Consider the following 23,611-nt stretch of genomic DNA (forward strand, 5'->3'; position numbering starts at 1 on the left):
AGCCCCTCCGCTGGCAGGACAACATTCGGTTGACCTGCGGGCTCAGCAGGGTAGAAATCCTAGCAATCCGGGTATTCGCTGTGCTGCGCACGACTTCAAGGGCTCGGAACTGACGACATCTGCGGAGTCGTCGTCACTGTCGTCGGCCGGCATGTCTCAAATGCCCGGCTTATCCGCATGCGGGCTCTGCGACGGCCTGCTCGCGCTTCAGGAGGCTGAGCATCCCGGACGCAACGACTTCGCCCGCGCGTTCGCGTCCGGGTGCCTTAGTGCGCCTCGTCGCGGCCACCGTGCTGCTGCCGCTCGCCCTCCTGCTGCTCGGCCTGTGGGAGGTTCAGCGCGGCGCCGACGATCACGCCGCGTTCGAGGCCGAACGGCAGCGGCTGGGCGTTCTCGTGACGGAGATGGAGGCGCGGGCGCCGCGGGACGGGCGCTTCGATCCCCGTCTGCAATTCCGCTACGAGGGCCGCAATTACGGCGGGCCGCTCGCCGTGGACAAGGCGCGCGAGGCCCGCGACGAAGCCGGATACCTCGCCACGCTGATGGATTGGCGCCGCCTGCTGCCGCCGGTCGTTGTCGCGGGCGGCGCGGTGGCCGCCGCGCTCTCGCTTCTCGTTCTGCTCGCCGGCGCCGTCCTCGGTCGCCTCGGCCGCGCGTCGCGCGATGCTCTGGTGCGCGGCTTCTCGCTGATGCGCCGGTTCCTTCCTGCAGCGCTCTCGCTCCAAATTCTGGCGGCGACGGCGAGTTTCGTCGCCGCTGTGACCTTCGAGGCGGCGGCCCTCCTTCAGGACGGATTCGACGGCGGCGCGCTGAAACTCCTGGCGATCGCCGTCGTCGCGGTCGGCGCCGTTGTCTTCGTCGCCGGCAGCACGGTGCTCGGCTTGCGCCGGGCGCTCGGCGCCTTCGAGCCCGATCCGCTGCCGATCATCGGCCGGACCGTCACGCCGGAACAGGCACCCGGCCTGTGGCGCCTCCTCGATGGGCTCGCCGCGCGGCTCGGAGCCCTGAAGCCCGAAGCGGTGGTGGTTGGGCTCACCGAGGGTTTCTTCGTCAGCGCCGGCCCGGCGGTGCTTGAGCCCGGTGGGGCGCGGGTCACCGGCCGCATCCTCTACCTGCCGCTGCCCTATCTCGCCCTGATGCGGGGTGACGAGGTGGCGGCGATCATCGGCCACGAACTCGCCCACTATGCCGGGGGCGACACCACCTACAGCCAGCGCTTCCTGCCGATCTATGCCGGCGTCGAGCGCTCCCTCGACGCGGTGGCGGAAGGCCATCAGGGCTCGCTCGGGCTGCTCGGGCCATCGCTGCGCCTCGGCGTCTTCGTGATGGAGCGCTTCCACCTCGCCGTGCGCCACTGGAGCCGGACGCGCGAGTTCGCGGCCGACGCGGCGGGGGCGGGCGCGACCTCGGTCGATGCCTCGGCGCGGGCCTTGCTGCGCACCGGCGCGGTGGGGCCGCGCATCGCCGAGACCCTTCAGGCCGCGGCGGACGCGCCGGATGCCGCACTGCCCGACCTCGTGGCCGCAGCCCTCGACCGCACGATCCAGGCCGGGCTCGACGATCCGGCGGCGCATTGGCAGGAGGAGCAGGCCCACCCGACCGACACCCACCCGCCGACCCGCGAGCGCGTCGCCGCCCTCGGGCGCACCATCGACGCGGATCTCCTGTCCGCGGCCGGCGCCGTGCCGCCGCCCCACGCTCTGGGGCAGCTCGCCGCCTATTTCGCCGACCCGGCCGGGCTCAGCCGGGCCGCGACCGACGACTTCCTCGGCGCGCTGCGGGCGCAGGACGCGGCCTACCGCGCCCATCTCGAGGCGACGGCGGCGGAGGTCGGCACCGAGGAGCGGGTGCTGCGCGCGAATTACCGTCCGCGCGGGATCGCGCTGGCGGTGGGCGGCGGCCTCTTCGCCGTCATCGCGCTCGCGATCGCCGTGTTCGGCGTGCCGGGAATTTCGCCGAAGGACAACGGCGTCGTCCTCGCGACGGCCCTCGGCCTCGGTGCGCTCCTGGGCGGGGCCGGTGCGCTCATCCTGCGCCGGGGCGAACCCGTGACGCTGACCCTCAGCCCCAAGGGGCTGAAGGCACCGGGGCTCGACCGGACGATCCCGTGGGATTCGATCGCCGACCTCGACATGACGTTCAACCAGACCGGCATCCTCACGCGCCTGCTGCTACCACCCGAGGCGGACTGGCCGCAGCGTCTGCCCGGCCGACACGGAACCAAGCTCGATCCGAAGCGCCGCATCATCACGCTCCCGATCGGCCTGCCGCGCGGGATGAAGCCGCAGGACTTCGCCGACCTGATCGGCCGCTACCAGATGGCGGAGCAGGCTCGGCGCCTCCTCGCCGAGAGCGCACGGACATCACCTTCCGAACCACAGCCAGCCTGAGGCCGCATGACCGCATCTCCCGAGCGCGCTCACCCCGTCGAGAGGGCCGAGCCCCTGCGCCTGCCGCCCCAACGCCACGGCTGGATGGCGACCTTCTGGGTCCTGTTCGGCGTCGTGGCGCTCGGGGCCATGCTCGCGGCCTGCGCCATCTACACGGCGCCGGCCCTGATCTCGGACTGGCAGGTCCGCGAGACGGCCGTGCCGGTGGCGGAAGCCCGGATCAGCGACGGCAAATGCAGCTCCAAGATCGCGATCCACATCTGCGACCTGACCCTCACCTTGCGCCGGCCCACCGGCACCGTGACGCGCCGGGTGAACTACGTGTTCGCAGGCCTGCACGTCGGCGATTTCAGCGCCGGGCCGATGGCTGATCCGGCGCGCCCGGATCTCATCACCACCGATCTCGGCCTCGAGCGGCTGTGGAACCGTACGATCACCCTCGTGGTGATCATGGGCGCACTCGCGGCGGCCATCTTCGGGGCGCTCCTCTCGCTAGTCCGCAACCGGCGCGCCGCCTCCGGTGCGGCCGGGTGACGGAGGATCCCGGCCGGATCAGTCCGCATGCGCGGCCCCGTCAAGCGCCCTCCGCACCGCCGGATCGCGGCCGTATCGCTGCCGCAGCCGCGTCTCGTCCGCCTCGATGTCGTCGCAGCGCAGTCTCTTGACGGCGGCGGCGATCTGCCGACCGCGGGCCGCATCGTAGGCGTCCTCTCCGGACCAGTGGCTGCACTCCCTCCGCCGGTCCAGATAGGCCACGACGGCGGCGGGCAGGCTCTTCCGGGCCTCGGGCGAGATCGCCGGTTCGGCTCGCACCGAGGCTGGCAGGTTCGCGAGGGTCAGCCCAGCGAAGAGCACGGCGGCGGTCCACGATCGGGTCATCGTCCCATTCATCCAGCGAGGGTTGCGCCTCCGCTTAGCAGGGATTCGACGTGAGATTCAGACGCGCCCAACCGCTCCCCGCCTGCATCGCTCGTGTCGCACTTCTCGTCGCTTCGTTCGCTGCGGCCCCGGCCGTCGCCGAGGGCTGGAACGCGGCGCGCTTCGATCCGCCCGTGAAGGTCGAGACGGCCACGGATGCGGAGGGCCGACAGATCACCTGTACCCGCTATCCCGATCTCGTCATCCGCGAGAGCGACACCGACACCCCCGAGCCCGGGGATGCGGCGCTCATTCCGATCCGTGGCGGTCCGCCCGTGGACTGTCGCGCCGCCCCCGGCGTCAACGCGCGCAGGCTGGAAACCGGCGCCCAGCGCTTCATCGGGCGGGCGGACGGGTTCCTCGTGTTCGAGGATGCGAGCACCAACGGCACGATGCCCTTCTCGGTGATCGATGCCGGGACCGGCCGCAGGCTGTTCACCGACACGACGACCTACGACGGCATCGACCGCTTCGCGGCCGAGGGTCCGACGCTGCGGCTCGGCTTCCGCCGCGGTGTGCAGGGCGCCTGCTCGATCCCGCAAGAGGGTGCGGCCTGCTGGGCGCGGATCGTGCGCGAGGAAAAGATCACGGCCCCCGTCGCGACCCTGCCGGTGCCGGCCAAGGCCTGCGCCCAGGCCTACCGGGCCGGGAAGGCTCCCGAGGATACCCCGAGCATCGTCTCCTTCCCGGTGCGGCTCGTCTGGAGCGGCAGCCTCACCGTCGAGGCCGACGGTCCGGTGCGATGCCTGCCGACGCCGTGACGGCGCCCCCGCCCTTTACCCCCGTGCCCGCGATGCGGGCCGCCCATCGAGGAGAACCCGCCGCATGATCTCACGCCGCAACGCTCTCGCCGCCGCCGCGACCCTGCTCTGCGCCTCCGCAGCCTGGGCCGAACCGACGATCGGGCTCGCCGAGCGCCGGGCCATCGCCGCCTATCGCGAGAGCCGCTACCCGGCGCAGGAAAAGGCGATCCAGGAGGCCGCCGGCTTTCCCGTGCCGGTCGAGGTGGCGTGGGACCAGATCACCCTGCCGGGCGACGCGAAATACTATTCGGACGAAGGCTATTTCGAGAAGACGATCTTCGAGCCGCTCGCCGCCGGTCTGAAGGAGGTCGGCAAGGACAAGATGGGCCGGGATGCGCTGCAGGCGAAGCTCAAATCGATCCGCATCCGCTTCGACGAGAAGACGGCGCCGGCCTCGAATTACCCGAACGGTCTGAAGTTCGACGGCGGTGTCCTCGACGTGAATTGGCGGCCGTTCTCGAACGTCGCCGATTTCAAGGATCGGGTGGAGGCGGTGGTGAAGGTGCTTGAGAAGAACCTGTGACCCTGAAGGCCGGGGCTCTCGGGGCTCCGCGCCGCGGCGCCGTCTCCGGCCTGGCCGCGCTCGCCCTGTGCGGTGCGGCCAGGCCGGCCCGGCTCTCCGTTCGGGGGCCTACGGCCTGCGCGGCAACGCCGAGGCCACCTCGACCTGTCACCGCGTGAACTGAGGCCCGCCATGGACGACCGCCTGCGACAGCGCTTCGACGGACTCTGGGCTCGAACCACAGGAGCGGCCGGCGCGGAGGCGGCGTGGCGGGCGCTCGATGCCGGGTATGGCGAGGCTGCGCGCCACTATCACGGCTGGCGCCACATCGCCGACCTGCTTCAGGGGCACGACGCGGTGCGAGCCCTCCCGGACTTCGCCGAACTCGATCACGATGCCATCGACCTCGCGATCGTCTACCACGATGCGGTCTACGACACGGCCCGCGCCGACAACGAGGCGCGCAGCGCCGACCTGCTGCGCGCCCAGGCCGGGCCCCAAGCGGATTCGGATCCGATCCGGGCGGCGGAGGCGATGATCCGGGCCACCGCCGCGCACGGGCCGAGTGCCGATCCGGCGACGCGGCTGATGCTGGACCTCGATCTCGCGGTGCTGGGTGCCGCTCGCCCGGTCTACGAAGCCTATGCCGCGGCGATCCGATGCGAGTATGCCGCAGTTCCCGACGCGGCGTGGCGCATCGGCCGGGCGGCCGTGCTCGACCGCTTTCTCGCCCGACCGCGCCTCTACCAGACCGACCCCTTCCGCGAACGCCTCGAGACGTCGGCCCGCGCCAACCTCGTCGCCGAGCTGCACGCGCTTCGCGCCGACCGGCCGTCGGTTGAATGATGCCCGCTGAAGCGGTGGACGGCCGGGCGCCCGGCAGCCATCCCCGGCGGAAACGACGCGAGAACCCATGGACGCCCCACCGACTCCCACGCTGCACGCCCTTCGCCGCGGCGACCTCGCCGGGGCCAGGGTGCTGCGCTTTGCCGGAGACCTGAGCGAATTCCCGCCCGAGATCTTCGGCCTTGCCGAAACCCTGGAGGTGCTCGACCTCAGCGGCTGCGGCCTTACGCAACTCCCCGACGACATCGGCCGACTCAAGCGGCTGCGCGTCCTGTTCGGCTCGGGCAACCGCTTCGAGCGGCTCCCGCCGGCCCTCGGGGATTGCCCGGCCCTGAGCCAGATCGGCTTTCGCGCCACCGGCTTGCGCGAAGTGCCGGCCGAGGCGCTGCCGCCGGCCCTGCGCTGGCTCACCTTGACCGACAACCGGATCGAGCACCTGCCCGACGCGATCGGCAAACGCCCGCACCTGCAGAAGCTGATGCTGGCGGGCAATCGCCTGCGGACCCTACCAGCCTCGCTCGGAGGCGCACCGAACCTCGAATTGCTGCGCCTCTCCGCCAATCGCTTCGAGGCCTTGCCCGCTTGGCTCACAGGCCTGCCGCGCCTCGCCTGGATCGCCTGGGCCGGCAATCCCCTCGATGGCGCGGCCACGCCGTCGCCTGTGCCGGGCGTACCGTGGGGCGCGCTCGATCTCGGCCCGTGCCTCGGCGAGGGCGCCTCGGGACGGATTCACCGGGCGTCGTGGCGGACCGCCGGCGGGGTGCAAGCCGTCGCGGTCAAGCTGTTCAAGGGCCGGATGACCAGCGACGGGCTGCCCGAGCGCGAGATGGAAGCCTGCCTCGCCGCCGGTCGCCACCCCCATCTCACCGGCGCCCTCGGCCGGATCGAGGGGCATCCGGACGGCGAGCAGGGTCTGCTGATGCCGCTGATCCCGGAGGGCTGGCGGGTTCTGGCCGGGCCTCCGAGCCTGGAGAGCTGCAGCCGCGACGTCTACGCCCCCGACCTCGCCCTGGCGCCGGCGACGGCCTTGCGGATCGCGGCCGGAATCGCCCGAGCCGCGGCCCATCTCCACGGCCGCTGCGTGCTGCACGGCGACCTCTACGCGCACAATACCCTCTGGGATGGGAGCGCGGGCGAGGCGGTGCTGAGCGATTTCGGGGCCGCCTCCCGGCTGCCATGCGGCGAGGCCGGCATGCCCTGGCAGCGCGTCGAGATCCGTGCCTGGGGCCTCCTGTTCGGCGAGTTGCTCGACCGCTGCGCGGAGGAACCTCGGGAGGCCACCGCGCTGCGGGCGCTGGAACGGGTCTGCTGCCAGGCTGACCCGCGGGCGCGGCCCGCGATGGCGGAGGTCGTGGAGACACTCTCCGCGCTTCTGTCGCCGGATCGTCACGCTGATGCGTGATCCATGACGCGCTCAGACGCGTTGTGTCTGTCCCGGACGATGCGGCAGGATGCACGCTCACCGCCGCCACAACCTTCACGAGGAGCAGGACGAAACCGCATGAGCGACCCGCGCGAGATCGAGTTGAAGCTGGAATGCGAGCCTTCCGACCTCGCCACCCTGCAGGATCATCCGCTCCTGCGGGATGCGGCGGTGCAGGGGGAAGCGCAACTCGCCTCGGTCTACTTCGACACGTCCGATCGGCTTTTGCTCGCGGCCAAGCTCGGCCTGCGGGTGCGCGAGAGCGGTGGCCGCTTCGTCCAGACCCTGAAGGCCGAGGGTGACGGGCTGTTCGACCGGCCGGAATGGGAGCATCCGGTGGAGCGCTCCGAACCCGACCGGGCGGCGCTGGCCGACACCCCGTTCGCGCGCCACGTCGAGGCCGACGCGGCGCTGGAGCCGCTCTTCATCACGCGCGTGACCCGGCGGACCTATCTCGTCGAGCAGGGCGGGTCGCGCATCGAGGTCGCCCTCGACACCGGCCGGATCGAGGCACCCGCTGCGGGCGACCGCATCGTGCCAATCTGCGAAGTCGAACTCGAATTAAAGGACGGGACGGCGAGCGATCTGTTCGCCCTCGCCCAGGCCATCGCCAATCTCGTGCCGGTCCGCATCGGCGTGCGCAGCAAGGCCGAGCGCGGCTACGCCCTGGCCATGGGCAAGCTCGACAAGGTGCGCAAGGCCGAGCCCGTGCCGCTGCGCGAGGACATGAGCGCGGCCGACGCCTTCCGCTCCGTGGCGCATGCCTGCCTGCGCCAGATGCGCATCAACGAGGACATTCTGCTCAGGGGCCGCGACGCCGATGCCCTGCACCAGATGCGCGTCGCGATCCGCCGCCTACGCTCCGCCTTCTCCCTGTTCGGCGACCTCGTGGACGATCCCCTCGGCGTGCGCATCCGGACCGAACTGAAGGAGGTCACCGAGCCGCTCGGCCGGGCGCGCAACCTCGACGTCTTCCTCGCCACGATCCTCCCGGCGGAGCGCGAGCGGCACCCCGACGAGACCGGCCTGCTCGGCCTGGAGCGGCAGCTCGAGGAGGAGCGCGCCAAGGCCTATCGCGACATCGCCGCCTTGCTCGAATCGGATGCGTGGCGGATGCTGCTGCTGGACCTCGTCGGCTGGATCAATGCCGGGCCCTGGCTGCGGGAGAAGAGCCCCGGCCGCACCGCCCTGCGCGAAGAGCCGGCCCGCGTCTTCGCCGCCCGCGAACTCGACCGGCGGCGGCGTCAGGTGAAGCGGCGCGGGCGCCATCTCGACGACCTTGAGCCCGAGGAGCGCCACCGGGTGCGCATCGCCGCCAAGAAGCTGCGCTACGGGGCCGAGTTCTTCGCCGCGCTCTTCCCCGGCAAGAAGGCCGGCAAGCGCCACTCCGCCTTCGGCAAGGCGCTCTCGGACCTGCAGGATCATCTCGGCGCGCTCAACGACATCGCCACCGGCCACGAGTTGATGCGCGATCTCACCGACGTGCCCGCCGGCGCCTCGACCCTGTTCGCCGCCGGGATGACCGCGGCCGATATCGAGGCACGCACCCGTACGCTCTTGGAGGCGGCGGCCGAGGCGCACGAAGAGCTCGTCGACACCAAACCGTTCTGGCGCTGAGGCGAAGCCGGCCACCAACGGAGCCGGGCGCGACGCGAACCCGGCTCCTCTGTCAATGGAGCGAACCGGGTTCTCACTCGGCTCAGGTTGCAGCCTTGACCTGCGCGAAACCTGATTGTCCGCAATCAAGCTCTGCCGTAACGGAGTTTGGCCCAAGGGGCGGAACGTTTCCGCTGCCAAAGTTTTTCGCGGTAATGCGTTTTGAGGTCGAGCGTAAATTCCTTGTCGCCGACGATGGTTGGCAGGCGGGCGTCACCACGCGCCGTCGCCTCACGGATGGTCTGATCGGACAGTTCGCGACAGGGAACAAGGTGCGGGTTCGGCTCGATGAGGGCCGCGCGTGGCTGACGGTCAAGGGCGAGCGCGTCGGCCTCGGGCGACCCGAATTCGAGTACGAGATCCCGCGCGCCGACGCGGAATCGATGATGAGCCTCGTCTGCGAGACCTGCTTCATCGAGAAGACACGCCATTGCGTGCCCTATGCCGGCTTGGTCTGGGAAGTCGATGTCTACGGTGGGACCCTGACCGGGTTGATCCTGGCTGAGGTGGAGCTTGGTCACGAGGGGCAGGCCTTCGATCGCCCGCCATGGCTCGGAACGGAGGTGACGGGGGATCCACGCTTCCGCCAATCGGCCCTGCTGCGCCGCTTCGGTGACGAGGGGCGCCGCGTCACCCCGGAAGAGGTGCTCGCCCTGCCGCTGTGAGAAGCCGACTCAGCTCGCGCCCGGCCCCGCGACCGCCTCGGTGTCGTGGGGCGGCGGCTCAGCTCACACAATCAATGCCGCGCTCTGCTGATCGATGAGATCGACGCCCTGGAGAACGACGAGCGTCTGGAAGTTGTCCGCGCCGCCATCGCTGTCGAAACGGATTTCCGTCGATCCATCGACAAGGGCGAGCGACAGCCATCCGTCGCCGAAGGGATCGGCCGATGCGCCGACTTTGGCAAGCAAGCCCGACAAGTCCAGCTTGTCCTTCGATGCGACCGAGAAGTCGGTGATGGTGTCGGCGCTCATCATGTCCCGTTGCACGAGATCGCCGTAGACGAAGCGATCTGCGCCCGCGCCGCCGGTCATCACGTTCTGATAGGCCCCGCTCTCCAGCGTGTCGCGTCCCTCGCCGCCATCGAGAATGTTGTGCCCGCGGCTGGTGAGGATGTCGTTGCCGGCCCCTCCGTAGAACTGGCTCGACACGTAGCGATCGTAGCCGCCGGTGAGGTGATCGTTGCCCTCGCCGCCCTCGACCACCGCGCGCCCGACATTGACCGAAATGGTGTCGTTGCCGGCGTCGCCATAGACGTAGGCGGTGGATTTGGCGGAGCCGATCGCGATCGTATCGTTGCCGTTGCCGCCGTGGATCGTGCCCAGCGCACTGCCGATCCGGATGCTGTCGTTGCCGTCGTCGCCCGACAGCGTGCCGCTCGACATCGTGTTGATGTCGAACGTGTCGCGTCCGTCTCCCCCCTCCAGACGGCTCGCCTGAAGGAAGTCGAAGGTGAAGCTGTCGCGACCGGCATCGCCGTGCAGGGTCAGGCGGAAGTTGTAGGACCCCGAACCCGTGAAGCTGTCATCGCCGGATCCGCCGAACGCTTCGGTCCTGTCCAAGGGAATACCCGGCTGAGGCGGCAGCAGGACGAAATCGTCGTCGCCGCTCTCCCCGTAGAGGAGGTCGCCGCTGCCGCCGATCAGCGTATCCCGGCCACTGCCGCCCCACAGGACATCGGTGCCGTCGCCGCCGTCGAGACGATCGTCGCCGGATCCTCCGTACAGGGTGTCGCTCCCAGCCCCACCGATCAGACTGTCGTTGCCTCCGCGCCCGTCGATGACGTCGTCATCGTCCGTGCCCAGCAAGGTATCGGCCTGCTTCGTTCCGTTGATCGTCGGCATGGCTTGCGCTTTCGGTCCAGAGCTCTAATTCGAGGATTCTACCGCTCAGCCCGAGGCCTCGCAGGCACGCTTCGGAGTTAAACTAATATTAAATCAAGAACTTAGATATCGCCGATTCGCCAGAACTCAGTCGGGCGCAGGTCAAAATAAATCGAAGAAACGAAATCGAATCGCCATTGCATTGATTGAAGACCTGAAGCCAGCGCGGGTTCAGAGAAACCTCCGATAGGCTCGCCGGCCCCCCTGCCGTGGTTCACGCAGATCCTCGATCTCGCCCGGACGCCACCGCAACGCAGCGACGCACAATGCCGACCATGAAACGAAGCCCCACGCTCGTGTTTTGACGCCGATGACTTCGTCGTTGCCTCGCACCGCGCTATGAGGGTCATTGGAGACGTCGTTCAAACCAGGGAGCGAGGGCAGTGGGGCAGGCGGCGCGTCCGGGTTTTGGCCGCCGCTTCGGTCTGCCCTGGCCCGCCCGTCCGACCCTACGGCAGCTTCGTCTCGGCAGCGGCCTCGTGCTGTTCGCCTACGTGCTCACGCATTTGCTCGTCCACGCCCTGGGCAACGTCTCCCTCGGCGCATTAGAGATCGGGCTCACGGTGAAGGCCGCGCTCTGGCGCACGCCACCCGCCCTCGTGCTCCTCTATGGCGCTCTTCTCACGCATCTCGCTCTGGGGCTCTACGCCTTCTACGAGCGGCGCTTCTACCGGGTACAGCCGGCCGAGACCGCGCAGCTCCTGCTCGGCCTCGCCGTGCCGATGCTGCTTCTCAGCCACGTCGTCGGCACCCGTCTCGCTTGGAGCCTGGAGGAGCTCGACAGAGGTTATCCCCAGGTTCTCTACGCCACCTGGGTCGCCGCGCCGAGCCAAGGCATGATGCAGGCGACCGGCCTCGTCGTGGCGTGGCTGCACGGCTGCTTCGGCCTCTATTTCTGGCTCCGACTCAAACGCGGCTTTTCCCGTGCGGCGCCCTGGCTGCTCGCGGGCGCGGTGCTGGTACCGACCCTGGCGCTCCTCGGTGTGGTCCAGGGCGGACGCAGCGTGGCGTTGCTCGCCGCCGATCCCGCTTGGCGGGCCCAGGAACTCGGGGCGAACCATTTCGGCTCAAAGGCGCAGAGCGAGCGGCTGGGCGCGGTTCGCCGCGGCCTCTTCTCGGCCTACCTCGCGGCACTCGGGCTCGTCGTGCTGGCGCGCGGCGCCCGCACCTTCGTCGAGACGCGCGGCGGCTTCGTGCGCATCGGCTATCCCGACGGGCGCACCATCCGGGTACCGCGGGGCAGCAGCGTTCTCGAAGCGAGCCGGCGCGGCCGCATCCCGCATGCGAGCGTGTGCGGCGGGCGGGGCCGCTGTTCGACCTGCCGCATCCGGGTGGTCGATCCGGAGCGCCACCGCCACCTGCCGGAGCCGGAACGGACGGAGCGCCTCGTCCTGGAACGCATCGGCGCCAGCCCCGGCATCCGGCTCGCCTGCCAGCTTCGGCCGACGGCCGACTTGATCGTCGCGCCGCTGTTCACGCCGCAGGCCCGCGTGACCGCCGTGCCGGATGCGGAGCGGGCTGCGACCGGCGAGGAGCGCTTCGTCGTCGTGCTGTTCGCCGATCTGCGCGGCTCGACCCGATTCGCCGAGGAGCACCTGCCCTACGACACCGTCTTCGTCATCGGGCGCTTCCTCGGCGCGGTCGGCCGGGCGGTGCGCGAGGCAGGCGGATCGGTCAACCAGCATCTCGGCGACGGGCTGATGGCGATCTTCGGCCTCGATCGCGACCCGAAGCGCGCCGCCCGCGACGCCCTGCGGGCCGTCGATGGCATTGCAGCGCATGTGGAACAGCTCAACCGCATGCTCGCCGCCGATCTCGGCGAGCGCCTGCGCTACGGCGTCGGCCTGCACGCCGGCATGGCCATCGTCGGCGAACTCGGGGACGAGACCGAGTCCCGCTTCACGGTGCTCGGTGACACGGTCAATGTCGCCGCCCGTCTGGAAGGTCTGACCGGGCCGATGCGGCAGATCGCAATCGTCTCCGAGGCCGTCTACGAGGCCGCCGGGCTGCCCGCCGGGCCGCTTCAGGAACTGACGCTGACGGGGCGGGCTCAGCCGCTACGGGCGCGCTTGATCGGAGCCGACGCTCCGACGGCGCTTCAGGACGGTTGACGGGTTCGGTGCCGATCACGCCGCGACCTCTTACTCCTCGAACGCGGGGAGAGGGGGAGCCTGCGGATACGCGGAGAACGAGGTTCGGGCGCTCGCCGGGCGGCCGGTGCGGTCCGGTCGGAAGAGTGCCTGAACCGTGTTCATCCTCGTCTCCAGCAGCGAGCCGACCCCGCGCGCGAGGGTTCAGACAGCGACAGGTATTACAACCAAGCGCTGCACATCTTCGATCGACCGAGGCATGACTTCGTTTGAGACGAGAAATTCGCTGGAACGGTTCAGGTTCGGTCGCCGTTAGTCGCGCAGATTTGTCCGATACGGAGGATTTTCATGCGCAAATCCCTTCTCGCTGCTGCCGCCGTCCTGACGCTTGCCGGCGTCTCGGGTGCGTCCGCCCAGACCACCGTAATCGAGCGCGACGGTCCGGACCGGGTCGTGGTGGACCGCCCCGCTACCACCTCCTCGACCACCGTCGAGCGGCGCGACAGCACCACGAGCGGCTGCTCCACCAAGTCGGTGACCAAAGAGAACGACATGGGCGACCGCAAGACGGTCACCAAGGAGAGCTGCGACTAAGTCTTTCGGACCTCGATCCTGGAAAAAGAAGAACCCGCCGCGGGTGACCGCGGCGGGTTCTTCTTTGCGGACAATCCGGCTCAGGCGTGCGCGAGCACGGCGAGCAGGAGCAGCGCGATGATGTTGGTGATCTTGATCGCCGGGTTCACGGCCGGTCCGGCCGTATCCTTGTAGGGGTCGCCGACGGTGTCGCCGGTCACGGCCGCCTTGTGCGCGTCCGAGCCCTTTCCGCCGTGGTGGCCGTCCTCGATGTACTTCTTGGCATTATCCCAGGCGCCGCCACCCGACGTCATCGAGATCGCGACGTAGAGGCCGGTCAGAATCACGCCGAGCAGCGAGGCGCCGACGGTCGCAAACGCCTGAGACTTCCCCGCGATCGCCTGGATCACGAAGAACAGCACGATCGGTGACAGCACCGGCAGCAGCGAGGGGATGATCATTTCCTTGATCGCGGCGCGGGTCAGCATGTCGACGGCGCGGCCGTAATCGGGCCGGTCGGTGCCTTGCATGATGCCGGGCTTTTCTCGGAACTGCCGCCGCACCTCCTCGACCACCGCGCCGGCGGCGCGACCCACCGCCGTCATGGCGATGCCCGCGAACAGGAACGGGATCAGGCCGCCGAGCAGCAGGCCGACCACGACGTAGGGGTTGGAGAGCGAGAAATCGACGGAGACGCCTTGGAAGAAGCGGTACTGCGTCGGGCTCGCATTGGCGATGAAGTAGTTCAGGTCCGAGGTGTAGGCGGCGAACAGCACCAGGGCGCCGAGGCCGGCCGAACCGATGGCGTAGCCCTTGGTGACGGCCTTCGTGGTGTTGCCGACCGCGTCGAGCGCATCCGTCGCCTTGCGGACATCCGGGGCCAGACCCGCCATCTCGGCGATGCCGCCCGCGTTGTCAGTGACGGGGCCGAAGGCGTCGAGCGCCACGATGAAGCCGGCCAGCGCCAGCATCGCCGTGACAGCGATGGCGATGCCGAACAAGCCGGCCAGCGCGTAAGTGGCGATGATGCCCGCCACGATGACGATGGCCGGCAGCGCAGTCGATTCGAGCGAGATCGCCAGCCCCTGGATCACGTTGGTGCCGTGGCCGGTGACGGACGCTGTGGCGATCGACTTCACCGGACGGAAGTTGGTGCCGGTATAGTACTCGGTGATGACGACGATCAGCGCGGTGATGAGAAGGCCGAGCACCGCGCAGCCGAACAAGGCGCCCGACGAGAAGGTCAGGCCGGTATTCGTCGTGAAGGTGGTCGAGAAGCCGCCGAACAGGGCGAGGTTGACGCCGGCGATGGCCACAATCGACAGCACGCCCGCCGCGATCAGACCCTTGTAGAGCGCTCCCATGATCGACTGGTTGGCGCCGAGCTTGACCGCGTAGGTGCCGATGATCGAGGTGACGATGCAGGCCGCGCCGATAGCGAGCGGATAGAGCATCATCGCCTCGAGCACGGCGGCGTTGCCCGCAAAGAAGATCGCGGCCAGCACCATGGTGGCGACCACCGTCACGGCGTAGGTCTCGAACAGGTCCGCGGCCATGCCGGCGCAGTCGCCGACGTTGTCGCCGACGTTGTCGGCGATGGTGGCGGGGTTGCGCGGATCGTCCTCGGGAATGCCGGCCTCGACCTTGCCGACGAGGTCGCCGCCGACATCGGCACCCTTGGTGAAGATACCGCCGCCGAGACGAGCGAAGATCGAGATCAGCGAGGCGCCGAAGCCGAGCGCCACCAGCGCGTCGATGACCTCGCGGCTGCCCGGCGCCAATCCGGCGCCGCGGGTGAGGAACAGGTAGTAGAGAGCGACGCCCAGCAGCGCGAGGCCCGCCACCAGCATGCCGGTGACCGCGCCGGACTTGAAGGCGACCTCCAGGCCGCCGCCGAGCGACTGCGTGGCCGCCTGCGCGGTGCGGACGTTGGCGCGCACCGAGACGTTCATGCCGATGAAGCCGGCCGCCCCCGAGAGAATGGCGCCGATCAGGAAGCCGATGGCGACCTTGATGCCGAGGAAGTAAGCCAGAAGGACGAAGAGGACGACGCCGACGATACCGATGGTGGCGTATTGGCGCCTCAGATAGGCCTGCGCCCCCTCGGCAATGGCGCCCGCGATCTCCTGCATGCGCTGCGTGCCCGCATCCCTTCGCATCACGTCACGGATCGTCACAACACCGTAGGCAACGGCGCAGAGCCCGCCCACGATGATCAGCAAAAGTGCGGTCATGCGTGCGTCCTTGGATTTTGATTGTGATTTGCCGAGCTTGGCCGGGATGGCCGACGGACGTTGCTCGGTTTGAGGCGCCCTCCCTGGAGAACCTGAACTTGATTGCCAAACTTCGGCGTTAAGCGCAAATGCCTCGTGCCGTTGAGAACCTTCCTAAACGGCCAAGATGCAAGATAATGACAAGTTTTCGATTGCTGCACTGCAATTATTGCGGCGCAAGCCGGATTGGAACCGCGTGCCCGGCGAAGATGGTCCGAAACGGCGAAGGGCGCAGGATTGACCTGCGCCCTTGGACGAAAGCGACGGATGGGGGCAGGGGGTCTCAGCGCAGCGGCGGAGACTTGTAGGCGGGCGCCAGGACGTAGCCGTCCGAGGCCCGGCGCGGGCCCTGCGGTGTCGCGATCAGCATGTTGCCGTAGTAGTCGTTGCCGGTTGGGCCGAAACCGCCGCCGTTCATCACGGTCGGCACCGGCACGGCGCCGATGGCGCGCAGATCTTGGCCTTCGGTGCTGATCGGCGGGCCACGGAAGCGACCGCTGTCGGGATCGACCTGATGCACCACCGGCCCCCGCGCCTCGCCATAGGGGCGATCCTGCAGGTTCTGGGCATGGGCACCCTGGGCGGCGAGCCCGAGGAGGGAGGCGGCAAGGAGGAGGCGGGCACGGGCCACGGACTTGCTCCGTCGTTGGAGTCTCTGAGGCCGAGCGTTTGCCGCCCGGCATGAGAGCGCATCGACACTGGAAATGGGCCGACGCCGCTCGCTGCGCAGTCGGACCGGATCGGGCTGGCGTCTCGAAGCTGCGATCAAACCCCGGGACGTGACAAGAAAAGGTTGACGAAGACGGTTGACGATCGGACGCGGCCTCAGCCCTTCGATTGCAGGACGGCCCGCGGCTCACGCAGCACGGGTGTGCAATCCGACTTGTAGGCGTTCAGCGGCAGCGGCGTCGAGCTGCAGGAATAGGCCTCTTCCGGGGAAGGGGCGGGCACGGGGTCGCGCGCCACAATCGGATGGGGGGCGCAGGCTCCGGTGGCGGCGCCGGCGAGCGCCAGGGCGGCGAAGAGCTTCAGGCGGCGCATGCGGGTCCTCGAAACACGTCGGCCCGCCGGGACGGCCCGGCGGCGGAACGGGAAAAGACCCTGCGGACACCGAGGCACACTGACAAGCTTCTCCCCCCCGATGGGCGGGCGAACGGGGCCGATTGCCCGGCCCTGTCGCCCCACCGCAACAACGTTCGAGGGGAAGCCGCCCGGATCAAACCGCCTTCTGCATCGGCACCACGTTGTGGAGCGTACGGTCGGCGCTGTCGAAGAAGCGGCGAACGTTGCGCGCCGCTTGCCGGATGCGCTGCTCGTTCTCGACCAGCGCGATGCGGACGTAATCGTCGCCGTGCTCGCCGAAGCCGATTCCCGGCGCCACTGCGACGTCGGACTTCTCCAGAAGCAGCTTGGAGAATTCCAGGCTTCCGAGCTCCCGGAATTTTTCCGGGATCGGGACCCAGGCGAACATCGAGGCCTCGGGCGTCGGCAGCTTCCAGCCGGCCTTGCCGAAGGATTCGATCAGGGCATCGCGGCGCTTCTTGTAGGTCGCTCGCATCTCCTTGATGCAATCGTCCGGCCCGTTGAGTGCGGCGGTGGCCGCGACCTGGATCGGCGTGAAGGCGCCGTAATCGAGGTAGGATTTGACCCGCGTCAGCGCCGCGAGCAGCCGCTCGTTGCCGACCGCGAAGCCCATGCGCCAGCCCGCCATCGAGAAGGTCTTCGAGAGCGAGGTGAACTCCACCGTGCAGTCGATGGCGCCGGGCACCTGCAGCACCGAGGGCGGCGGGTTGTTCTCGTCGAAATAGACCTCGGCATAGGCCAGATCCGAGAGCAGGATCAGCTCGTGCTTCTTCGCGAAGGCGACGAGATCGCGGTAGAAATCGAGGCTCGCGACGTAGGCCGTCGGGTTCGAGGGGTAGCAGACCACGAGCGCCACAGGCTTCGGGATCGAGTGGACGACCGCCTTCTCGAGCGCCGGGAACATGGCCGGGGTCGGCTCGGCCGGCACGGAGCGGATCACGCCGCCCGCCATCAGGAAGCCGAAGGCGTGGATCGGGTAGCTCGGATTGGGCACCAGCACCACGTCGCCCGGCGCAGTGATCGCCTGGGCCATGTTGGCGAAGCCTTCTTTCGAGCCCAGCGTCGCCACCACCTGGGTGTCGGGGTTGAGGCTCACGCCGAAGCGGCGCTGGTAGTAGCCGGCCTGAGCCCGGCGCAGGCCGGCGATGCCCTTGGAGGCGGAGTAGCGGTCGGTGCGCGGCTTGCCGGCCGTCTCGACGAGCTTCTCGATGACGTGTCGCGGGGCATCGAGGTCGGGGTTGCCCATGCCGAGATCGATGATGTCCGCGCCACGGGCTCGGGCGGCGGCCTTGATCCGGTTCACCTGCTCGAAGACGTATGGCGGAAGGCGCTTGATGCGGTGGAAATCGGTCATGGCGTCGTTCTGTCCGGTGTCGCGAACCCTCCTCCCGCGGGGAATCGTCGGCGGTGAGGAGTCGATCTGTTTATCATCGACGCGCCCGCGCGCCGATACGAAATCTCAATGCCGGAATCGCAAGACCCGGCCCGAGGGGCGGAGCGCACCCCTCACTGCACCGGATTGGGCGCCAGCCCCTTGGCGGCATCCTTGGCTGCCCCTTCCGCCGCGCGCCCTTTGGCCTCGTTGCGGTTGCGCGCCCCTTCGAGTTCCGCCTGCAACGCGTTCAGCCCCGCCGAGTTGCGGGCGCGAACGGCGCGCCGCGGCGCCGATTCGCCCACCGGCATGTAGGTTGCGTCCCTGTTGCGGGACTGTGCCACGAAGTCGGGCGCCTCTACCGGCTTGATGCCGGAGCCCGCGCCGACCATGGCCGCCTTCAGCGGATTCACGTCGCTCGCACAGCCGCCGGCTGCGGCCAGGGCAACCAGGACGGCGGAGGCCGGCAGGACCAGGGCAACGGCGCGGGCGGCACGGCGCACGATCATGACAACGGTCTGGAAATGGAGCCTGGGGCGGGCGACATCTGCTGGGTGGGGCGTTAATTTGTCGGAAACGAGGCTCGGGCCGCCCGGAGAGGCGGAATGCGGGCGGACCCTGGGAGGACGTGTCGCGTGGCCACGGAGCGGACGAGCCCGGCAGCACCGGATTTCGAGACCATCGCGCGCAACGCGAATCAACTGGCGGAGGCGTTCCGGCAATCGGCGGCGGCCTCGCTCAAGCCGTTCGACCCGGCGGGGCAGGGGACCGGCCTGCCGACCGCCAAGCTCCAGGGCTCCGACGAGATCGACGAGATGACCCGCACGCTGACGCGGGTCGCCGAGACATGGCTGAAGGATCCCGAGAAGGCGCTCCAGGCCCAGACCAAGCTCACCCACTCCTTCGCCGCGCTGTGGGCCTCGACCCTGACCCGGATGCACGGCGCTCCCGCCGCGCCGATCGTCGAGCCCGAGGCCAAGGACAAGCGCTTCGCCCACGCCGATTGGAGCGCCAACCCGGTCTTCGACCTGATCAAGCAGAGCTACCTCATCCTCGGCCGCTGGGCGGAGGAGATGGTCGAGACGGCCGACGGCATCGACGAGCACACCCGCCACAAGGCCGAGTTCTATCTGCGCCAGCTCCTCTCGGCCTACTCGCCCTCGAACTTCGTGATGACGAACCCCGAGCTCCTGCGCCAGACGCTGGAGGAGGGCGGCGCCAACCTGATGCGCGGCATGAAGATGCTGCAGGAGGATCTGGAGGCCGGCGGCGGACAGCTCCGCGTCCGCCAGACCGACCTGAACGCCTTCACCTTCGGCCAGGACGTGGCGGTGACCCCCGGCGAGGTCATCTTCCGCAACGACCTGATGGAGCTGATCCAGTATGCGCCCACGACCGAGACGGTGCTGAAGCGCCCGTTGCTGATCGTGCCGCCCTGGATCAACAAGTACTATATCCTCGACCTCAACCCGACGAAGAGCCTCATCGGCTGGATGGTCTCTCAAGGCATCACGGTGTTCGTGATTTCCTGGGTCAATCCGGACGAGCGCCACCGGGACAAGGACTTCGAGTCCTACATGCGCGAAGGAATCGAGACCGCGATCGACATGATCGGCGTCGCCACCGGCGAGACCGACGTGGCGGCGGCGGGCTACTGCGTCGGCGGCACCCTGCTCGCCGTGACGCTGGCCTACCAGGCGGCCACCGGCAACCGGCGGATCAAGAGCGCGACGTTCCTCACCACGCAGGTCGATTTCACCCATGCCGGCGACCTCAAGGTCTTCGCCGACGAGGGTCAGATCAAGGCGATCGAGGAGCGGATGGCCGAGCGCGGCTACTTGGAGGGCGCGCGCATGGCCAATGCCTTCAACATGCTCAGGCCCAACGACCTGATCTGGTCCTACGTCGTCAACAATTACGTGCGCGGCAAGCCGCCGGCGGCCTTCGACCTGCTCTACTGGAACGCCGACGCCACCCGGATGCCGGCGGCCAACCACTCGTTCTACCTGCGCAACTGCTACCTCAACAACACGCTCTCCAAGGGGCAGATGGTGCTCGGCAACGTGCGCCTCGACCTGAAGAAGGTGAAGGTGCCCGTGTTCAACCTCGCCACCCGCGAGGATCACATCGCGCCTGCGCTCTCCGTGTTCGAGGGGTCGGCGAAGTTCGGTGGCAAGGTCGATTACGTGCTGGCGGGCTCGGGCCACATCGCGGGCGTCGTCGCTCCCCCCGGCCCCAAGGCGAAGTATGGCTTTCGCACCGGGGGGCCGGCCAGGGGCCGGTTCGAGGACTGGATCGAGAAATCGACCGAGCATCCCGGCTCGTGGTGGCCCTACTGGTTTCAATGGCTGGAGGAGCAGGCGCCCGAGCGCGTGCCCGCGCGCATTCCCGGAACGGGAGCGCTGCCCTCCCTCGCACCGGCACCGGGCACCTATGTGCGCATGAAAGCCTGAGGAATCGACAGGAACCGTGCATCCACCGCATCGCTGTTGCGGACACGGGACCGTGATTTGCCTTATCTGATCCCGGGGCCGGCTTCCCGCCCCGGGAGGATGGACGCAGGGTGCAGCACGCCACCGAACTCATCTCGATCATCGCGCTCGGCTTGGTCTGCGCATTCATCGGCGGCATGCTGGCTCAGCGGATTCGGCTGCCGCCCCTCGTCGGTTACCTCGTCGCCGGCATCGCCATCGGCCCGTTCACCCCCGGTTTCGTCGGAGATCCGGCGCTGGCGAGCCAGCTCGCCGAACTCGGCGTCATCCTGCTGATGTTCGGTGTCGGCCTGCACTTCTCCATCGGCGACCTGCTGGCGGTGCGCACCATCGCCTTGCCCGGCGCGATCGTGCAGATCGGGGTGGCGACCGCCATGGGCGCCGGTCTCGCTTGGGGCTTCGGCTGGGGCGCGGGGGCGGGACTCGTCTTCGGGCTGGCGCTCTCGGTGGCGAGCACCGTCGTGCTGCTGCGGGCCCTCGAAGGGCGCGGCCTGCTCGACACCGACAAGGGCCGGATCGCCGTCGGCTGGCTGATCGTCGAGGATCTCGCCATGGTGGTGGCCCTCGTGCTGCTGCCGGCGGTGGCTCCCGCACTCGGCGGCGAGGCGGCGGGAATGGTGGGTCATCACGCGGCGCCGGATCACGGGCTGTGGGTCACGCTGGGGCTGACGCTGGCCAAGGTCGGTGTGTTCATCGCGGTGATGCTCATCGGCGGCCGGCGGGTGGTTCCCTATTTGCTCGGGCTCGCCGCCCGCACCGGCTCTCGGGAGCTGTTCACCCTGGCGGTGCTCGCGAGCGCGGTCGGCATCGCCTACGCTTCGTCCGAACTGTTCGGCGTGTCCTTCGCGCTCGGAGCCTTCTTCGCGGGCATGGTGCTCGCCGAATCCGATCTCAGCCATCAGGCGGCAGCCGATTCCTTGCCGTTGCAGGACGCTTTCGCGGTCCTGTTCTTCGTCTCGGTCGGGATGCTGTTCGATCCGGGCATCGTCCTGCGCGAGCCCCTCGCGATCCTCGGCGTCGTCGGCGTCATCGTGCTGGGCAAGTCGCTTGCGGCCATCGCCATCGTGCTGGCCTTTGGTCATCCCGTGGGGACTGCGCTCACCATCGCCGCGAGCCTCGCGCAGATCGGTGAATTCTCGTTCATCCTCGCCGGCCTCGGCATCTCGTTGAAGCTGCTGCCACCGGAGGGGCGCGACCTGATCCTCGGCGGCGCGCTCCTGTCGATCACCCTCAACCCGCTATTCTTCGGACTGGCCGACCGGGTGTCGCGCTGGCTCGGCGAGCGGCCGGACCTGCGCCGCCGCTTTGAGCGCGGCGCCGCGGCGCCGCTACCGGTGCGGGCGGCCTCTGCGTTGAGCGGGCATGCCGTGATCATCGGCTACGGCCGCGTCGGCAGTGCCATCGGCAAGGCACTGCAGGACTGGAACCTGCCCTTCGTCGTGGTGGAACGCGACCGGCGCCGGGTCGAGGAGTTGCGGTCTCAGGGCGTGCCGGCGGTGTTCGGCGACGCCACTGCGCCGGGCATCCTGGACGCCGCCGATATCGGCTCCGCCCGCCTCGTCGTGGTCGCGACCCCCGACCCGCACCAGGCGCGGCGGCTGCTCACCAAGGCGCGCGCTGCCAATCCCGGCATCGACAGCGTGGTGCGCACCCACAGTGACAGCGAGCGCCGCCGGCTGGAGGAGGACGGCGTCGGCCTCGTCCTGATGGCTGAGCGGGAACTGGCGCTCGGCATGATGACCTACGCGCTGCGCAGCCTCGGCGTGCGCGAGGGCGAGGCGCGGCTGTTCGTGGATTCGAGCCGCTCGGAGAGCCAGGAAACGCCGCTCGCCGAGCCCGATCAGCCGGTGCCGGAACTGCGCCAGCGCCGGGACGAGCCGGAATAGGGCAGGCCCGTCTTCAGAGACTGTCGAGGCGGGTGATGAACACCGCGAGCTCACTCTGGCGACGGATGGCGAGCTTGCCGTAGACGGCCTTGAGCTGGCTGCGCACCGTGCTCTCGCCGACCGTGAGTTGCTCGGCCACCTCCCGCGGCGCGGCGCCCCGGCCGACCAAGGCCGCGACCCGCGCCTCGGCCCGGGTGAGCCCGAGTTGCTCCAGCAGCGGCTCGATCGGGCGCGAGGCCGGCGCGAGCAGATCGCGCAGGAGCAGGATTACGCCGCCTCCGAGCCCGGTGCCGGCCTCCGGAAGCGGGTCACCGCCGCGCAGGGGGAGCGCTTCGACATAGAGCGGACGCCCGCCGCCCCGGCGACGCAGCAGGAGCCTTTCTTGAAGCGGCCATGCCTGCTCCGGCAGAACGTCGCTGAGGAACCGGTCGAAGCGGGCCCCTTCACCCGGCTCCGCGGCCGTGGGAACGGCCCCGGTGCGCAGGGCGAGATAACCCGCCGCCAAGCGCTCCCCCGCTGGGCTGACGAGCCGAACCCGGCCGCGGGCGTCGAGCACGACGGTTCCCGCCCGCATCCCCTCCAGGGCGGAGGCCAGCCCCTGCACCTCCCGGCGCAGGTCGCCGACGAGCGCCGTGAGCCGGAAGGCGCGGATGACATGCGGGCCGACAAGCCCCAGCCGTTCGATCTCGGCGCCCTCGAACGGCCCCTTGCGCAGATCGCGCGGCGCGCTGAACGACAGCGTGTGGCGGTCCATCGGGTCGGCGCCGACATAGGCGCAGAGATTGCCGAGACGGTGCCGGTCGATGAAATGCTGGAAGAACGGATCGGTCCGCTTCTCGTCGGCCGTGATGTACATCTCGTCGACCGTGACCGTGCCCGGCCGCATGAGGCCGCGCTCCCGGCCGAGACGGATGCGCGAGTCGTGCTGCCACCAGCCGCCAACGCCGTAATCGAGGTTCACGTCGGCGATCCGCTCGGAGGCCAGCGTCTGCGCCGTGCGTGCCGGATCGTGCGAGACGATCACCGCCCCGCGGGCCCCGACCGCATCGGCGATCCCGTCGAGCGCGCCCGACCACCGCTCACGATCGAGGGCGGCCGCGTAGCATGCGTCGATCAGGGCAAGTGGATCGAAACCCGATGTGGCCGACACGCTGGCACCTGCCGATCGGCTTGTGCCGCGAGCAAATCGGCACGTGCTCGATCAAGAGTTCAGAGACGGACCCGACCAGGCATGTCGAACCTGATCGAATTCGTTTCCAAGGGAAAGCGACGGGATCTGAAACAGGTTTCGTGTCGAACGGCGATGGCCGATTAGAGCTGTTGCCGACCGTGCCGAGTCGGCCTGGGGTTTTCTGAGGTGGGGCGATCTGATTCTCTGTCGGTGATCGACAGGAGGGTTGATGGCATCGTCGTTATCGTCG

The 23,611-nt window shown here is 69.2% G+C and carries 20 protein-coding genes; 12 read left to right on the forward strand and 8 right to left on the reverse strand.

What is annotated here, in order from left to right; all coding sequences use genetic code 11:
* The first annotated feature begins 269 nt into the window (after positions 1-269).
* Both MFF24_RS04905 and MFF24_RS04910 read left to right on the forward strand, forming a co-directional pair.
* The gene (locus tag MFF24_RS04905) at positions 270-2,390 is read left to right on the forward strand and encodes a M48 family metalloprotease (protein ID WP_486291465.1); all 2,121 of its coding nucleotides are present in this window, start codon (positions 270-272) and stop codon (positions 2,388-2,390) included.
* Between the two features lie 6 nt (positions 2,391-2,396).
* Complete coding sequence (locus MFF24_RS04910; RefSeq protein WP_108940930.1) at positions 2,397-2,924, forward strand: hypothetical protein; 528 nt, start codon at positions 2,397-2,399, stop codon at positions 2,922-2,924.
* A gap of 18 nt (positions 2,925-2,942) precedes the next feature.
* On the opposite strand, the gene MFF24_RS04915 is transcribed toward MFF24_RS04910, so the two are convergent.
* Positions 2,943-3,269, reverse strand: a complete 327-nt coding sequence (locus tag MFF24_RS04915) for a hypothetical protein (protein ID WP_238222821.1) — start codon at positions 3,267-3,269, stop codon at positions 2,943-2,945.
* A gap of 50 nt (positions 3,270-3,319) precedes the next feature.
* On the opposite strand from MFF24_RS04915, the gene MFF24_RS04920 reads away from it, so the two are divergent.
* From MFF24_RS04920 to MFF24_RS04945, 6 genes are all read left to right on the forward strand, one after another.
* Entirely contained in the window at positions 3,320-4,069 is a 750-nt protein-coding gene (locus MFF24_RS04920) for a hypothetical protein (RefSeq protein WP_238222823.1), read from the forward strand.
* Between the two features lie 64 nt (positions 4,070-4,133).
* Complete coding sequence (locus MFF24_RS04925; RefSeq protein ID WP_238222825.1) at positions 4,134-4,634, forward strand: hypothetical protein; 501 nt, start codon at positions 4,134-4,136, stop codon at positions 4,632-4,634.
* A gap of 171 nt (positions 4,635-4,805) precedes the next feature.
* On the forward strand, positions 4,806-5,459 hold the full coding sequence (locus tag MFF24_RS04930; protein ID WP_238222827.1) for an HD domain-containing protein: 654 nt from the start codon (positions 4,806-4,808) through the stop codon (positions 5,457-5,459).
* 67 nt (positions 5,460-5,526) lie between these two features.
* A complete protein-coding gene (locus MFF24_RS04935) occupies positions 5,527-6,861 on the forward strand; it encodes a leucine-rich repeat-containing protein kinase family protein (protein WP_238222829.1) in 1,335 nt (444 codons plus the stop codon).
* Positions 6,862-6,960: 99 nt separating this feature from the next.
* Entirely contained in the window at positions 6,961-8,499 is a 1,539-nt protein-coding gene (locus MFF24_RS04940) for a CYTH and CHAD domain-containing protein (protein ID WP_238222832.1), read from the forward strand.
* Between the two features lie 194 nt (positions 8,500-8,693).
* Positions 8,694-9,203, forward strand: a complete 510-nt coding sequence (locus tag MFF24_RS04945; protein WP_238222835.1) for a CYTH domain-containing protein — start codon at positions 8,694-8,696, stop codon at positions 9,201-9,203.
* 63 nt (positions 9,204-9,266) lie between these two features.
* On the opposite strand, the gene MFF24_RS04950 is transcribed toward MFF24_RS04945, so the two are convergent.
* Positions 9,267-10,382: a calcium-binding protein gene (locus MFF24_RS04950; RefSeq protein ID WP_238222839.1), complete on the reverse strand. Its 1,116-nt coding sequence runs from the start codon at positions 10,380-10,382 to the stop codon at positions 9,267-9,269.
* 422 nt (positions 10,383-10,804) lie between these two features.
* On the opposite strand from MFF24_RS04950, the gene MFF24_RS04955 reads away from it, so the two are divergent.
* Complete coding sequence (locus tag MFF24_RS04955) at positions 10,805-12,532, forward strand: adenylate/guanylate cyclase domain-containing protein (protein WP_238222840.1); 1,728 nt, start codon at positions 10,805-10,807, stop codon at positions 12,530-12,532.
* Positions 12,533-12,859: 327 nt separating this feature from the next.
* The gene (locus MFF24_RS04960) at positions 12,860-13,105 is read left to right on the forward strand and encodes a hypothetical protein (protein WP_133090412.1); all 246 of its coding nucleotides are present in this window, start codon (positions 12,860-12,862) and stop codon (positions 13,103-13,105) included.
* Positions 13,106-13,185: 80 nt separating this feature from the next.
* Here the strand turns inward: MFF24_RS04960 and MFF24_RS04965 are convergent, their stop codons facing one another.
* The 5 genes from MFF24_RS04965 to MFF24_RS04985 all read right to left on the reverse strand — a co-directional run bounded on the left by MFF24_RS04965 (position 13,186) and on the right by MFF24_RS04985 (position 18,321).
* The gene (locus MFF24_RS04965; protein WP_108940941.1) at positions 13,186-15,318 is read right to left on the reverse strand and encodes a sodium-translocating pyrophosphatase; all 2,133 of its coding nucleotides are present in this window, start codon (positions 15,316-15,318) and stop codon (positions 13,186-13,188) included.
* A 322-nt stretch (positions 15,319-15,640) separates the two neighbouring features.
* Positions 15,641-15,988, reverse strand: a complete 348-nt coding sequence (locus MFF24_RS04970; protein ID WP_238222841.1) for a hypothetical protein — start codon at positions 15,986-15,988, stop codon at positions 15,641-15,643.
* A gap of 194 nt (positions 15,989-16,182) precedes the next feature.
* The gene (locus tag MFF24_RS04975; protein WP_166059874.1) at positions 16,183-16,398 is read right to left on the reverse strand and encodes a hypothetical protein; all 216 of its coding nucleotides are present in this window, start codon (positions 16,396-16,398) and stop codon (positions 16,183-16,185) included.
* 175 nt (positions 16,399-16,573) lie between these two features.
* Complete coding sequence (locus tag MFF24_RS04980; RefSeq protein ID WP_133090409.1) at positions 16,574-17,794, reverse strand: LL-diaminopimelate aminotransferase; 1,221 nt, start codon at positions 17,792-17,794, stop codon at positions 16,574-16,576.
* Positions 17,795-17,946: 152 nt separating this feature from the next.
* A complete protein-coding gene (locus MFF24_RS04985; protein ID WP_238222843.1) occupies positions 17,947-18,321 on the reverse strand; it encodes a hypothetical protein in 375 nt (124 codons plus the stop codon).
* A gap of 126 nt (positions 18,322-18,447) precedes the next feature.
* Between MFF24_RS04985 and MFF24_RS04990 the strand changes: the two genes are divergently transcribed.
* Entirely contained in the window at positions 18,448-20,265 is a 1,818-nt protein-coding gene (locus MFF24_RS04990) for a PHA/PHB synthase family protein (RefSeq protein ID WP_238222845.1), read from the forward strand.
* A 110-nt stretch (positions 20,266-20,375) separates the two neighbouring features.
* Entirely contained in the window at positions 20,376-22,190 is a 1,815-nt protein-coding gene (locus tag MFF24_RS04995; RefSeq protein ID WP_238222847.1) for a cation:proton antiporter domain-containing protein, read from the forward strand.
* Between the two features lie 13 nt (positions 22,191-22,203).
* On the opposite strand, the gene MFF24_RS05000 is transcribed toward MFF24_RS04995, so the two are convergent.
* A complete protein-coding gene (locus tag MFF24_RS05000) occupies positions 22,204-23,340 on the reverse strand; it encodes a helix-turn-helix transcriptional regulator (RefSeq protein WP_238222849.1) in 1,137 nt (378 codons plus the stop codon).
* Positions 23,341-23,611 lie beyond the last annotated feature (271 nt).

The sequence above is a fragment of the Methylorubrum aminovorans genome, assembly GCF_022179725.1.
In the GTDB taxonomy this organism is placed as follows: domain Bacteria; phylum Pseudomonadota; class Alphaproteobacteria; order Rhizobiales; family Beijerinckiaceae; genus Methylobacterium; species Methylobacterium aminovorans.

Excerpts from the sequence above, each read along its gene's own strand:
- MFF24_RS04910 (WP_108940930.1), top strand. The coding sequence starts at position 2,397 with ATGACCGCATCTCCCGAGCGCGCTCACCCCGTCGAGAGGGCCGAGCCC.
- MFF24_RS04915 (WP_238222821.1), bottom strand. The coding sequence starts at position 3,269 with ATGACCCGATCGTGGACCGCCGCCGTGCTCTTCGCTGGGCTGACCCTC.
- MFF24_RS04925 (WP_238222825.1), top strand. The coding sequence starts at position 4,134 with ATGATCTCACGCCGCAACGCTCTCGCCGCCGCCGCGACCCTGCTCTGC.
- MFF24_RS04930 (WP_238222827.1), top strand. The coding sequence starts at position 4,806 with ATGGACGACCGCCTGCGACAGCGCTTCGACGGACTCTGGGCTCGAACC.
- MFF24_RS04935 (WP_238222829.1), top strand. The coding sequence starts at position 5,527 with ATGGACGCCCCACCGACTCCCACGCTGCACGCCCTTCGCCGCGGCGAC.
- MFF24_RS04940 (WP_238222832.1), top strand. The coding sequence starts at position 6,961 with ATGAGCGACCCGCGCGAGATCGAGTTGAAGCTGGAATGCGAGCCTTCC.
- MFF24_RS04945 (WP_238222835.1), top strand. The coding sequence starts at position 8,694 with ATGCGTTTTGAGGTCGAGCGTAAATTCCTTGTCGCCGACGATGGTTGG.
- MFF24_RS04950 (WP_238222839.1), bottom strand. The coding sequence starts at position 10,382 with ATGCCGACGATCAACGGAACGAAGCAGGCCGATACCTTGCTGGGCACG.
- MFF24_RS04960 (WP_133090412.1), top strand. The coding sequence starts at position 12,860 with ATGCGCAAATCCCTTCTCGCTGCTGCCGCCGTCCTGACGCTTGCCGGC.
- MFF24_RS04965 (WP_108940941.1), bottom strand. The coding sequence starts at position 15,318 with ATGACCGCACTTTTGCTGATCATCGTGGGCGGGCTCTGCGCCGTTGCC.
- MFF24_RS04975 (WP_166059874.1), bottom strand. The coding sequence starts at position 16,398 with ATGCGCCGCCTGAAGCTCTTCGCCGCCCTGGCGCTCGCCGGCGCCGCC.
- MFF24_RS04980 (WP_133090409.1), bottom strand. The coding sequence starts at position 17,794 with ATGACCGATTTCCACCGCATCAAGCGCCTTCCGCCATACGTCTTCGAG.
- MFF24_RS04985 (WP_238222843.1), bottom strand. The coding sequence starts at position 18,321 with ATGATCGTGCGCCGTGCCGCCCGCGCCGTTGCCCTGGTCCTGCCGGCC.